At 29.3% G+C, this 12,907-nt stretch carries 14 protein-coding genes; 2 read left to right on the top strand and 12 right to left on the bottom strand.

Features of this window, described 5'->3' with window-relative positions; genetic code table 11:
* Positions 1-573: 573 nt before the first annotated feature.
* From BMY96_RS15505 to BMY96_RS15455, 10 genes are all read right to left on the bottom strand, one after another.
* On the bottom strand, positions 574-1,233 hold the full coding sequence (locus tag BMY96_RS15505; protein ID WP_092853853.1) for a hypothetical protein: 660 nt from the start codon (positions 1,231-1,233) through the stop codon (positions 574-576).
* 164 nt (positions 1,234-1,397) lie between these two features.
* Positions 1,398-2,030 (bottom strand): hypothetical protein, encoded by a 633-nt coding sequence (locus BMY96_RS15500; RefSeq protein ID WP_139205278.1) that lies wholly within the window; start codon positions 2,028-2,030, stop codon positions 1,398-1,400.
* 147 nt (positions 2,031-2,177) lie between these two features.
* Positions 2,178-2,795: a hypothetical protein gene (locus BMY96_RS15495; RefSeq protein WP_092853851.1), complete on the bottom strand. Its 618-nt coding sequence runs from the start codon at positions 2,793-2,795 to the stop codon at positions 2,178-2,180.
* Between the two features lie 166 nt (positions 2,796-2,961).
* Entirely contained in the window at positions 2,962-4,275 is a 1,314-nt protein-coding gene (locus tag BMY96_RS15490) for a hypothetical protein (protein WP_092853849.1), read from the bottom strand.
* A 2-nt stretch (positions 4,276-4,277) separates the two neighbouring features.
* Positions 4,278-4,493, bottom strand: a complete 216-nt coding sequence (locus BMY96_RS15485) for a DUF6140 family protein (protein WP_092853847.1) — start codon at positions 4,491-4,493, stop codon at positions 4,278-4,280.
* 240 nt (positions 4,494-4,733) lie between these two features.
* Complete coding sequence (locus tag BMY96_RS15480; RefSeq protein ID WP_068484998.1) at positions 4,734-5,558, bottom strand: hypothetical protein; 825 nt, start codon at positions 5,556-5,558, stop codon at positions 4,734-4,736.
* A gap of 1 nt (position 5,559) precedes the next feature.
* Positions 5,560-6,099: a KwaA family protein gene (locus BMY96_RS16250; protein WP_068484997.1), complete on the bottom strand. Its 540-nt coding sequence runs from the start codon at positions 6,097-6,099 to the stop codon at positions 5,560-5,562.
* Between the two features lie 138 nt (positions 6,100-6,237).
* Positions 6,238-7,131: a hypothetical protein gene (locus tag BMY96_RS15470; protein ID WP_139205277.1), complete on the bottom strand. Its 894-nt coding sequence runs from the start codon at positions 7,129-7,131 to the stop codon at positions 6,238-6,240.
* A 595-nt stretch (positions 7,132-7,726) separates the two neighbouring features.
* Complete coding sequence (locus BMY96_RS15460) at positions 7,727-8,833, bottom strand: hypothetical protein (RefSeq protein ID WP_092853841.1); 1,107 nt, start codon at positions 8,831-8,833, stop codon at positions 7,727-7,729.
* Positions 8,826-10,409, bottom strand: a complete 1,584-nt coding sequence (locus BMY96_RS15455) for a M48 family metalloprotease (RefSeq protein WP_092853839.1) — start codon at positions 10,407-10,409, stop codon at positions 8,826-8,828. Before BMY96_RS15455 ends, BMY96_RS15460 begins: the two co-directional genes overlap by 8 nt.
* A 254-nt stretch (positions 10,410-10,663) precedes the next feature.
* On the opposite strand from BMY96_RS15455, the gene BMY96_RS15450 reads away from it, so the two are divergent.
* Positions 10,664-10,978 carry a hypothetical protein gene (locus BMY96_RS15450; RefSeq protein WP_092853837.1) on the top strand — a complete coding sequence of 105 codons (315 nt, stop codon included), beginning with the start codon at positions 10,664-10,666 and terminating at the stop codon, positions 10,976-10,978.
* On the opposite strand, the gene BMY96_RS15445 is transcribed toward BMY96_RS15450, so the two are convergent.
* The gene (locus tag BMY96_RS15445) at positions 10,975-11,172 is read right to left on the bottom strand and encodes a hypothetical protein (protein WP_092853835.1); all 198 of its coding nucleotides are present in this window, start codon (positions 11,170-11,172) and stop codon (positions 10,975-10,977) included. The two genes, BMY96_RS15450 and BMY96_RS15445, sit on opposite strands and share 4 nt — an antisense overlap.
* A gap of 95 nt (positions 11,173-11,267) precedes the next feature.
* On the opposite strand from BMY96_RS15445, the gene BMY96_RS15440 reads away from it, so the two are divergent.
* Positions 11,268-11,732: a hypothetical protein gene (locus tag BMY96_RS15440; protein ID WP_092853833.1), complete on the top strand. Its 465-nt coding sequence runs from the start codon at positions 11,268-11,270 to the stop codon at positions 11,730-11,732.
* 300 nt (positions 11,733-12,032) lie between these two features.
* Here BMY96_RS15440 and BMY96_RS15435 read toward each other — a convergent pair whose 3' ends face one another.
* Positions 12,033-12,788: a hypothetical protein gene (locus BMY96_RS15435; RefSeq protein WP_092853831.1), complete on the bottom strand. Its 756-nt coding sequence runs from the start codon at positions 12,786-12,788 to the stop codon at positions 12,033-12,035.
* Positions 12,789-12,907: the final 119 nt, after the last annotated feature.

Genomic DNA, 12,907 nt, shown 5'->3' with positions numbered 1-12,907 from the left:
TTTAATTCCGATATTTTCTTTTCATTACACGAAAAAAAGAAGGTCAGAAGTATTAAAATTAATCCGAAGTTAGTTTTTTTCATATTGTTGGCAACGTCGCGTATAATTATAGTTGCGTTGTTAAGAAACTAAATTAGCAAATAAAAACTTGCCAGAGGAAAATCCGCAGGATTTTCCGAGTAAGAAATAACGGAGCAATTATTTTTATACATTGTTGCAAACAGGTTTCTGTATCCTTAAAGTTCCGCAATACTTTTTTTTCTTTTTGTGTAGCCTTTTTTAGGTTTGAGTAAGTTCCGCTGTTTTTCTAATTCAGCACTCTTTAAATTCCGATTTACTGATGAGTGATAATCAGTCGTTTTTGTACAAAGTCAGACTACGTAAACTATTAATAAATCCGTATTATTTACGTTTCGCTTTTTCTCTTAACTACTTGTTTGCAACGGTTACGTATAAGAATAGTGCGGTTTTGTGTGCGAGGATTTTCCGAAGGAAAATCAGATGTAACAAAAATGCAATAACCTTTGATTAAGCACTAATTACCGCATTATTTTTATACAATGTTGGCAATAGTTATTTTTTCTTGTTTTTATAAAATGCTCTTCTTTTATTTAAATATTCATTCAGTCTCGTTAATGGAATTGCTTTAGTTTCTCCATCAATATCACTTTTGAAATAAAAATCACAGGCAATAATCTCTTCCGCAAAGATTCTTTCTCCAATCAAATAGTCAATTGTCATAAGTCCGTAATCGTTCATAAATTTTCTATCGACATTCATTGCTTTTTCAAAAACAATAAATTCCATTCCTAATCCTTTTTCCGTTTCGTGAGGAACAAAAGCCATTGCTTTTATTAGCAATTCCTTTCCATCGTAATCAAAACCTACATAATCAGGATTTGCTTGTCGTAAAGCAGTAAAAGTGAAAATTTCACTTTTGTAAGCAGAACTTATTATTTTGTCAACTAAAGGGAATAACTCTTCTTTCCCATTTGCAGAAATGACAATGTCAGTTGGTAGTTCTTTGTTTTCATTAATTGAAAATTCAATTAAAAGTTCAGCAGAAACCTTTTTGACCATTTTATTAAGTCTGTCTAATTTCTTTTCGGTTGTAAGTTTACTTATTTCAGTTTCGTTTGCTTTTAATTCCTTCCAAAAGGATTTAATCTTGCCTTGTCCAAAAGAGTTTGAAAATATTGATAACATTAAAATCAGAGTTAAAGTTTTATTCATTTAGTTCGGGTTTTCATAATTATTGCCAACGTTTATGTATATGAAATGTTGCGTGTTTGTGTGCGAGGATTTTCCGAAGGAAAATCAGCAGCTAACAAACGAGCAACAAACTTTGGTTTAGGTAAAACTAGCAATTTTTTATATACTTTGTTGTGCATAGTATTTTAATTAAATTTCACTTTTTTTTGTTCAATTAAATCAGCATTTCTAGTTGATTGGTCATTCATTGATAAATAATGAATTGCTAAAATTAATTGAATATTCGGGTCATTTATATTGAAAGACTTTTTGTCTTTAAGGACTTCCCAATATTGTATATCTAGACTGCCAAAAGATCCAGACGCTTGAATTCTTTCAGCATATTTAGCTATTCTAGGATTTGTTTTTCCTAATTCAGATAAGTATTTCTGATATTTTCCAGTAGATACAGCACAAATATCTTTGGCTTTAGTTTCACTCGGATAATAAGTGGATTCGCAAAACATCCAAATTTCATTAAAAGTTGATTTTGAAATTTGGGCATAGAGTTTTTTTTGCTCTTCAAAATCTATGTTTGTCCAAAATCCATTGCCTGTAGCTAGTAAATATTCGTGTGGTGTTCGTTCGTAACAAGTTTTGAAGTCAGTATCTAAATGTAAACACATTTCTGTCTTGAAAAATTCCGTTATTTTATTCAAATCAGCTATTTGTTCAGTTGTAAAAATTTTGTTCAATTCAGTCACGGAATATTGCGACTTACAAGAGAGATTCAACTGTAAAATCATAACTCCAAATATCAATATCAGCGATTTTCTCATATTATGCACAACGTTTACGTATAAGAATAGTTGCGGTTTTGTGTGCGAGGATTTTCCGTAGGAAAATCAGACGTAACAAAACTGCAACGACCTTTGGTCAAGCACTAATCTAGCAATTATTTTTATACTGTGTTGTGTACAGTATTTTTATATTGTCAGTCGTGGTGTTTTTGTTATTTTTAAAATTTCTCCTCTTTTGGGATTTTGGGACTTTCTAACGATAAAATATATAAATGATGATATTATTAAGGTTCCAACGATTAATGTACCTATTGTCCCAAGCATTTCTGCAATAGTAGCAATTATTTGTTTTAACCATGCTTTGTTTCCTGAAATCCTTATGCTTTCTCCCTTTTCTAATTCCATGGCAGAAATATAAGTAACAACGATTAGAATAACAGAAAAGCCTAAACTTATCAGTTGAGGAAGAATTTGTTTAAAAACAGAATAATCTTTTATTTCAATCCCTTTTAGTTGGGATTTTAAATAAGATTTAATTTCCGAGTATATAATTTTATCTATTTTATGAATTTCTTCAGGTGTTTTGTCATCTTTAAATCTAAAATCAACCGTGTAGTCTGTATCAATAAATACAATTTCTTTCAAATCTTCGTATCGGATGCTTTTAATGGTTCCTAATTTTTTTGTGTCAATTAGTTCATTAATATCTGCATCTTTGTTTTGGTCAGTTAACCAAATAGATTTTTCAGTTGGGATTAAATATTTATCTTTAAAATCAGCCTCTGAAATTTTCCAATTTCTCATATTTAGTTCGGTTTTTTATATTGTACACAACGTTGTTGTATAAGATTAGTTGCGTGTTTTAAGCACTAAAGTTAGCAAATAAATCACAGATAGAAAGTCCGCGAGGACTTTCGTAAGTAGGCTAAAACCAGCAATTAATTTTATACGGTGTTGTGTGCAGTTATTTTTAGTTCCTCAATAATAATTCATTACTGAAACTTTTATGTATTTCGATTATTAAATTTATCAAATTATTTAATTCAGATTGTTTTTGGTCTAATTCTTTCAGTTTTTGGAATGGAATCTCAATATGAACTTCATATCCAAATGAAATGTCAAATTGATTTTTACCTGAACCTATTACTGAATTTTCCCAATCACATTGTTTTTTCCAATCGTAATTTAAACTTTCATCAAATAATGACGATAATTGTTCCCATTGATTTCCTCTTTTTTTACGTCCAGTATATTTGTTGAAATTAGCTTTGGTATAAAGTGGTTTTTTTAAATCAGTTTCTGAAAACCAAAGTCCTTGAAAATATTTTTGAAAACTCGTTAATTTAATGTGATAGCTGTATTTAGTTTTGTATTCATTTCCTAAAATATTTAGCTTTTCACTAAATTTTGGATTATTTTCAAATAGACTATATCCTTGACCTTTTGTATTTCCTGGATATATGCTAACACCTAAATTTCCTTTATCATTAATACTGAAAAGAATTTCTTTCGCCCAATTTCTATAAAATTCAAGACCTAATCTATCATTGTAATTTAATTTACTTATTTCCGTAGTTTTTGCAACTTCCTCAATAGCTGATTCAAATCTTCTTAAAATTGCACGTTTATTTGTTGGTTGTAGTGCTGAAATTGAAGGTTCTGGTAACCATCTGAAATTATGTTGTTTTACTAAAGATATGAAGTCAGATAAAAATCTGTTTTGACTATTCATAGTTTTTTCAAAGCTTGAAACTTTAACTGCAATTGCCATAAGTCTTGGCCAATTAAAGTCAAAAGGTGTAACTATTTCTCCATAATTTTCTTTATTGAAATCTTGTGGTTCATTTTCTGTATTTGTAATGTTCAATATTTGGTTATAAAGTTGAGCAGTACAATTAACATTATCTCGTTTTGCCTCAAAAACGAGTACGATATTGTTAATTTGAATTACTAAATCACAGATTGGGTCATAATTCTTGTTGTAATTTTGCTCCCAAAAATCTGAAATTTCAGATTCACTTAATGAAATAGCAAAAATATGGTCAAAGTTAGATATTTGACTTGCTCTTTTTTGAATATTTATATTGACATTAGTTTCACTTTCTAAAGATTCAAAAAGTTGATTATAAAAATTGGTGCCTTTTAATATTTCTTTAAAAACTTCGTGAAAAAATAGAGAATCTTCTTGAAGCGATATTGCTAAAGCTCTCGTTAAATCATTTTCTAATTGATATGTTCGGTTTGTATTCGTGTAGGACTTAAAAATGTTTAAATGACTATTCATATTTAGTTCAATTTCTCGCAGTCAAAATAAGAACTTGAAGCAAATTGCTTTATATCTTGTCCGTATTTACTTTTAATTGCTTCTCTAATTTTGTCTTTTCCTTTTGATGTTCCTAAAGGATTGTTGTTATCAATAATTTCAACGCTCATTCCTTTTTCGAGTTTAATTCCTCCGCTAAATGAGCCACTTTTTTTTGATGTAATTTTAAATAATGCCATAATTTTCGTTTTTAGATGGATGTTCGTTTTAATTGCACACAACGGTCTTGTATATGTCTCGTAGCGTGTAAATTAGCGATTATTTTCGGATTAAGCACAAGCCAGATTTTTAAATTTTACTATTTATCTTTTTTATTGGAAATCGTCAATTTTAAAAATTTGGCGACTTTCCAAATATGCCTTAACTTCGTTTAATCAACTAATTAGCTATGAGCTATATACGTTGTTGTAGGCAGTTTTTTATATTGTTGTAATTGAATTTGCTAATCTCTTTTCGTTTCCAATTGGTGTTGTATAATATCGCTGTTCAATTCCGTACATTAATTGCTTTAAATTTTCCTCCGAACCAATATTAAAATTTCTGTCTTCGTCTGAAAATTCAAGGTCATTGCAATATTCCTTTATATAGTCATAGATAGAATTTCTTTGTTGAGGATTAAAAGCATTAAATGTGTCCATAGCCATAGCAATTCTTTTTCTATTCGCCTTTTTTACTTTTGATGCATCATAATCGTCTGTTAAGTTAATGAATTCGTTCTCAAGGAATTGTTCAGTGTCTTCTTGTGTTGCTTCTCGATATAAAGTTCCGATTCCAGAAAATATTGTTGTGATTGACGTCAGTTTTTTGAAGTAGAGTATATCTTCTTCGCTGTCATAAATCGCATCTGGTAATTCTTTCAAAATAATTATCGGATTGTCATTTTGAATTTCTGGTTGGTTAGATATTGTAAACCATTTCCGTCTAATAGTTTGGCTTCTCGATAACTTTTGAAAGTAGTAATATTGGTTATCTTGATAAGAGCATAAATATTTAAGTCTATTATAATCCGCAAGAGCAATTTGATTATATTCCGCTGAATTAAAGTCCGTTGTTAGTATATCGATACAGAAATCAGTTTCGGAAAAATCTTCTATTCCAAACCATTCATCATCTTCAAGCTTATAATCAGTATCGTATTCGTGTGGATTGTCCAAGTCGTCTGGTAAGTTAAAAATATCCTCATCGGATATCATTTTGACGTATTCTCCATTACGTCCTGTTTTTTTTGCAAGTAAATGGTTCATATTATTTTTTTATGTCGATAAACGTGAAATTATTTATTCTTCTTAATTGTTCTATTTTGATACTTTTTGGGTCTTTTAACTCTTTTCTTGTTATTACAAAAAGTTGAACATTATTGGTAGTATTCAGGTAGTAGAAGTGATATCTAAACACTAAAAAAAGAGGATTGAAATATAAAGTTTGGGATAAAAATGTAAAAATAAATAATATCGCAAACACAAATATTAGTGTTTCAACGTAGGGAACACTTAATGCTACAAAAAAGTATCCTAAATAACTCGGTAAAAAGGCGTTATTGGCTTGTTCAATACTTATAATTGAAGCTTCTTGAATATTATCTTTACTTAAAAATCTTGCAATCAAAAGGCTGAAATAAGTCAGTCCAACAGGAATAAGAAAGTAAATGATGTACGATACGTAATTGGGTAAGTTGATTAATCGGCAGTCTATTTCATTAATTAGAACTTGCTCTTTGACTAAAAAAACAACGATTATCAATGATGTTGCATTGAAAGTTAGTAGTAATCTGTATAAAAAGTTCATTCAGTCATTTGGTTGTTAGTCCGTTTCTTAAATTGCCTACAACGGGTTTGTATAAGATTAGTGGCGTGTTTAAGCACCTAATTTAGCAAATAAACACCAGATAGAAAATCTGCGAGGATTTTCGTAAGTAGGCGATAACTAGCCATTAATTTTATACGGTGTTGTGCTTAGTGTTTTTCTATCGAGGTCTGTTAGTAAATCCGAAATATACTTTAAAAGAGATATTACTTTCAAGCTATTAATTTCAGTTCCATAATCAGCATTAATTCCGTGTAAAATTTCGTGTCGGTTTAAATGACAAGGGAATTTTGAAATATCTTTTTCTTGAACCATAATTGGTGTTTGATTTTGCAAAGGTGACAAATATAAATCCAAGAAATTTCCAGCCGATTTTTCCAATTCGGAAGTAACTTGTGGCAAGTATTTATTTTTTCTTTCCTTTATGAAAAATTTTCTTTTGGTAAAGTCAAAGCAAATTCCGTCAACTTGTGTTAATACACTTGGAATTAGTAAACTATGACTTCCGTTTTTATAAGCATTCAATATTTGACTTAAAATTTCTTTTCTGTTTGGATGTCGTTTAATTAAACTTTGAAATATCTGCTCAAGATTTTCTTTATAATACTCAATTAATAATTCGTTAGCAGTTTCTAATTCACCATCTTGTAATTCATACGCAACTCTCGATGGTAAATTTAACTCACTCTCTAAGTCAATGAACCACCCGTGTTGTGCAATTAGCAAGAAATATTCAGGTGTTCTTTCCGCATATTCTTTGAGCTTTTCTCCAATTTCTTTGAAAGTGTCCAAATGTTCCAAAATCGGATTTTCAAATTTTGGAATCGAAGCGTATATTTTGTTTATGTGCTCAAATGATTTTTGGAAATTTAATAGAGGTTGTTCTAATGATTTCTGCATTGCTAAAGCTGGTTCAACTGCTTTTTGCATTGCTAAAGTTGATGCGGATAATTGCTTTTGCATTTTCCTAATCGGTTCAGTCATCTTTTCGATTTCCCGATAAGGTTTCATCATTCTTTCTATATGTTTTGTTAGGTTTTCCAATGTTTTTTTACATTAAGCACAACGGTCTCGTATAATGATAGTGCGGAGTTTGTGTGCGGCGATTTTCCGAAGGAAAATCAGAAGCAAGCAAACAAGCACAGGCTTATAAATTTCGTACTAAAATACGCATTATTTTTATACAATGTTAGGTGGCGGTTTTGTATTTGTAACAGAATTCTTGCTCTTTTTTATTCGCAACCGTGGCTTCTCTTTTTACGCGCAAAGATTGGTTCTTTTTTTATTGAGTCGGGCGCTGGTCAGCTGTTTTTTATGTCATCCGTTTGTTGTATTTTTTTTTTTTTTTTTTTTTTTTTTTTTTTTTTTTTTTTTTTTTTTTTTTTTTTTTTTTTTTTTTTTTTTGAGTTCCGCCGTTAGTTTTTTTCATTGATTGGAGTTAGATTTGAATTTTTTTTACTGACACCTAACGTTGTTGTGTATGGTTAGTTGCGTGTTTAAGCAACTAATTTAATAAACAAAAACGAACGCGAGAAAATTCCGAAGGAATTTTCCAAATAAGCACTTGCCAAAGCAATTAATTATACACGTTGTTGTGGTGTCGTTTTTATTACATACCTCTCCAAATAGTCGCTCTAAATGAATCGTCAAACCTTAAAATTGAAAACCAAGGATTTGAAGCCCATTGAGATTTGTCTTTATCAGTATTTCGATAACTATTATAATCCGAATAAATTTTAAAAAAATTGTCTAAATCATCTTTTTCTAAAAAATTTATTTGAATAGGATTTGGTTTTTCGGTATCCGTAAAAAACTCAATTAAAGAATTACCGTAATTAAATGAGAACATTTCTCTTTTTTTTCCATTGAAGTCAACTTTTTTTGTTTCGATACTTGAACATTTATTGTTTTTCTTAAGACTTTTAATTAGGTCTTTAGTAGATAATATATTTTGGTTATCTACAATCTCGATTGGAATGTACTTTGTTAGTGATGTTGTCTCGATACCATTGTGGTCTATTAGCTGTTGATTGTCAATAAAAATATAATCGAACGCATCTTCTACATAATTCAATTCGGTACTTTGTTTAACCACAAAATTGTCATAATAGGTCTTATGCTGACCATAAGAAATTAATCCTATTTTATTAAAGTTTGATATATTCCATTCGCTTTCGAGTGTTAATACACCATTTATGTAAACTTTGGTACTTGCTGATTTTGTTGATTTTTGTTGATTATCTAAAACGATTTTCACTACGTTCGTTGATTGCAATTTGGGTGTTTTAGAAGAGCCATTAAGTGTAAAACCTCCTTCTGAATAGGAATTTGAGAGTTTACTTAAATATGAAATATCTTTCTGAATGATTAGATAAACCGATTCAAATTCTTTAGAGTTCATATCATTGATAAAAGCTAATCCAGCACCTCCATTTTCTAAATCTTCTTGAGTTATATTGAAATCGAATGATATTTCAGAATAGGCTCTATTTGGCAGATTTTTAATGTTTTCCGCATCAAAATATACCCAAATATCATCAAGTCGGTTTTCAATAAGTAATTTTCCATTATCTATTTTACAGAGCCATTTATTGGTGTCAGTAATTCCCCAATCATTCTTGTCATTATCAAATCTATCTATATGAACTATTTGAGTTTCTTGGCTGATTCCTTTGAAATAAATTAATAGAATAAGTATTGTAAATTTTTTAATCATCACATTTTATTTTTAAATATCTGCATGCGAGTTCAACACCATTTGCACAAGCGATTTTGAATTCTGAACAGGCAGAATTACTCTTTTTATTTTCTAGATAACATTTGCCTAGATGAAAATTTGCAAAAGGGTCATTATTTAATTCAAGATATAACTGAAAACTTTTTATTGCTTCTTTAGTCTTTCCGGTTTCCTCTTGTAATCTAGCAGTTAAGTATAAGAAATCTTCATTGATTTCGTTTTGGGTCAAATCCAATTTACGCCAATCTGTAAGTGACTGTTCCAAAAGTGTATAATTTTTTGAGCCTAATAGAGCAACAGAATAAGTATTGTAACAAGATTTAAAAATTGAATTTACTTGGTTGTTATTAAGATATTCCGATGTTTTTATTAAATCTAAAGCATTTTTAGAAATTTCCACAGATTGCTCAAATTCACTTTGGGTATTGAGGAAATAACTGTAATTGCTATAAAAATGAATTAACTCATATTTATTAATTTCTTCTTTGTCGCTTTCTTCGATTGTGGTTAATAGGCTATTAAATATTTTTTTAGCACTTTCTGTTTTACCTGTATTTAGGTAGTAGTTAGCTAGAATTGTTCTGTAGGTCAAACCTTCAACAGAAGTAGAAACAATATTACTTAAGATAGTTTCTATTTCATTTGGTATTGATTGTTCCAATTTATTGTAATTTTCATAAAGCAATAAGGCTGTATAACTATTTGGGTTTTGTATTTCATTCAGTATTTGGATTGATGATTTTGAATCATCATTCAATTTGTGTAAATAGGACAATTCTATGAAAGGTATATTACCAAATAAATTTTTATTAATTAGTTCTTCATAAAATCTTCTTGAAGAATCAAAAAACTCCATATTTCCCGTTTTAGCATATTTATAATATAATGACCTCGCCAAGTTTAGTGTATTTATTTTTTCTGCATTTTTTATTTTTTCAGTAATTTCAGTTTCAAATTTTTGCAGAATTTCTTGCTCTTTTAATTCGGCATTGTTAAATCCACTTTCGGCGATAAATATCCTGTCTTTTAGTATAGGATGTGTTCCTATGTTTTCGTTAGGATGAGGAATATTGTTAAGAACATCTGTAATATCTTGAATTGAACCATCTAATTTTTTTAGCACAAAGCCTGCAAAATAATCTGCTTCTAATTCTTGCTTTCTTGATGTCGAATTATCGCTACTTTTTAAAGTATGACCATTTAGATGGTGTCCAATTTCGTGGGCAAGTATAAAAAGGTAAAAAGAACTATTTGTAGAATTATTTAGTTTGGATAAATAATTTTCATCAATCAAAAGTTCTCTTTCTCCATCAATTATAACCGCTACCGCATTTTTAATTGAATTACAAGTTTTCATAGTAAAATTGCTTTGTGAAAGTCCAATTTCAGACACTATTTCACTTAATCCTAAAGTCAAGGAAGCTGATGATTCAATTGAGGTATAATCGTTTACACATAAGTAAAGGTCTAATTCTTGTTGACTTAATTTGCAAACAGATTGCGCAGAAATGCAATATGGTATAAATAGGGTAAATACTGTTAAGATGTATTTCATTGGCAAAATTCTTTTTGGTTGGCACGATGTTTCTCAAATGCACCACAACGTTTTTGTATATTGAAAGTAAAGGATTGATTGCCAGTACTTTTCGAGTTGTGATTAATTAATTTTTGTACCGAAATTGTAGGCTATCGGCTGCGCCTTTATTGATTATATACTTTGTTACCCACAGTAATTTTATTTTACTTTCTACTTATTTAATTTCGATGTAAGTTAATTCTTTTTTCTATCTTGTTCAAAATTTATAGCTTATGTCCGATAATCTTATTAAAAGTACTACTTGTAAAGAGTTATTAAAAACTGTAGATAAAGAAAAATCAGAGATTATAGATAAAATTGATTTGTTTTATGAAGAAAATAAGTCCGATGAAAATTTAAGAGAATTACTGTATGATAAATTTAATAATGTTATTTTAAACTTTCATAGAAAATACTATAAAATTAATCTCGCTACTGTAAATGAAACAGAACAAGTAACAAATCTTCATTTTAAATGCAGTAATAAAATCACAGAAAGAGTAACCTCTTTAGAGAGCTACATAGATAGTATTGCTCCACTTGATTAATCGTCGTCTTCTTTTATAAACATTCCACCACAATGTTCAAATAAGTAGTATAGTTTAGGGTCATTATAAGTTGCTTTCCAATCTAAATCTATTGGAATATTATTTATTTTAATAATCTTATCTACTGATAATAATAAATCTCTTACTAAAGCACATTCCTGTATTAACCTTATCCTTTCTTCTTTCTTATTCATTTTCTATTTAATTTTTCGTGCGTTATATTCCGCACAGTTATTAATTTAATTCTTTTTATTTTATATTCCATTGCTTTAATTTTAAAATTTATATTATGACAGAAGATTTGAATATTGATGAAAGTTTAAAATATTTAGATGATGTTTTAAGGTACTTAATTCATAACACCTCTGACTATTCTGTTACTTTTAATTCTTTTTACGCTTATAAATTTGGACGTAATTTTGAAAAAGATAATAAAGAATTTAAAATAGGTATGGTCAGGACTTTAAATAATGATTTTGACAATTTCTCTATTTCTGATAATACTAAAGCACAGGCTGAGAAATTAATTCAAGCACTATATTTTTTAAAATCTAAAAACCTTGTCTATATTGATACATCTTGGAATATTAAAATAACTTTTGATGGAATTATCGAATATGGTAAAGGTGGTTTTGTAGCTAAGCTTAAAGAAGAGAGATACAAGACTTTTTTAGACTCTTTCAACGTTTATGTAACCATCGCCATATCGTTGGCATCGTTGCTTGTTGGTGCTCTTGTCGTCCACTATTCTTAAGTGTCCAGTAATGCCAAAAATTAATTCCTATTTGAAATCCAATTAGTATTCCTATTGGCAACATCAATAAGTAGGTTCCTACTATGCCTGATATGCTCATGAGTTATTCATTTGTTTTTTACAACAACTCTTATATACGTATTAGTTACTTTTTTAATTGTGGGTAACGTTTAGGTATATGGAAAGTTGCGTGTTTGTGTGCGAGGATTTTCCGAAGGAAAATCAGAAGCTAGCAAACAAAGCAACTAACATTGGTTAGGGTAAAACTAGCAATTTTTTATATACATTGTTAGCAATAGTTTATTTCAGTTTATTAAATTCTTCATGTCCAATTTTATTATCTAGCATAGAAAATTGAGCCACTCCATATGGTTTTGATACGTCTATTCCGCATCGTACATAATACTCTTGTCCTTTTTTTATATCTAAAGAGAATTCTTTCTTCTGTCCTTTCTGATTAATTGCAGTAAAAGTATGATGCCCAAAGTCCTCTATTTTATAGGCTAGTTTATTTCCATTTTTTAAATTGGTAATTAAAATGTTATTATCCATATAAATATCAAACTTTACGACCATTCCAGCGATGGCTTTTGGTCTGTATAGGTATAACATTGCATATTCCGAATCTTTGTCAATTTTTGAAGCCATTCGTGATTTATTATACTCTTTTATTCTGGATATTAGGTTTGAATCAAAGCTTTTGTATAATTTGACTTTTAGTTTGTAACAATTATCTAAAGATGTTGGTTTTTTTAAGTCATAAATACTGATAATATTAGCACCTAATTGCTTCGATTGTTCTTTTATATCATTTATGATTTCAGTATATCCGCATCCTTTTAATTCCGCTTTGGGTGGGGTGTAAAATTTTTCAAATGGACCTTTAATTTCGCCAATTAAAGAAGCTCCGTCCAAATTTATGTTAGATTCTTTATTCAGGACTAGAATTTCACGTTGACTATCTAATGGTTGTTCTTTCTTTTCTTGAAGAAGAAGTTTATATCTTGGAGAACAACTTGTTATTATCAATAAGAGTAGGATTATTTTTATTCTCATATTTTGGGTAATTATTGCTAACGGGTTCGTGTAAGGATAGTTGCGTGATTAAGCAACTAACTTAACAAAAATGGAACGAACCAGAGGAAAATCCGCAGGATTTTCCGAGTAGGCAAGAA

The organism is Algibacter pectinivorans (assembly GCF_900112595.1).
In the GTDB taxonomy this organism is placed as follows: Bacteria; Bacteroidota; Bacteroidia; order Flavobacteriales; family Flavobacteriaceae; genus Algibacter_B; species Algibacter_B pectinivorans.
Note: the sequence above shows the minus strand (reverse complement) of the source record. Positions and strands in the feature narration are given on the sequence as shown.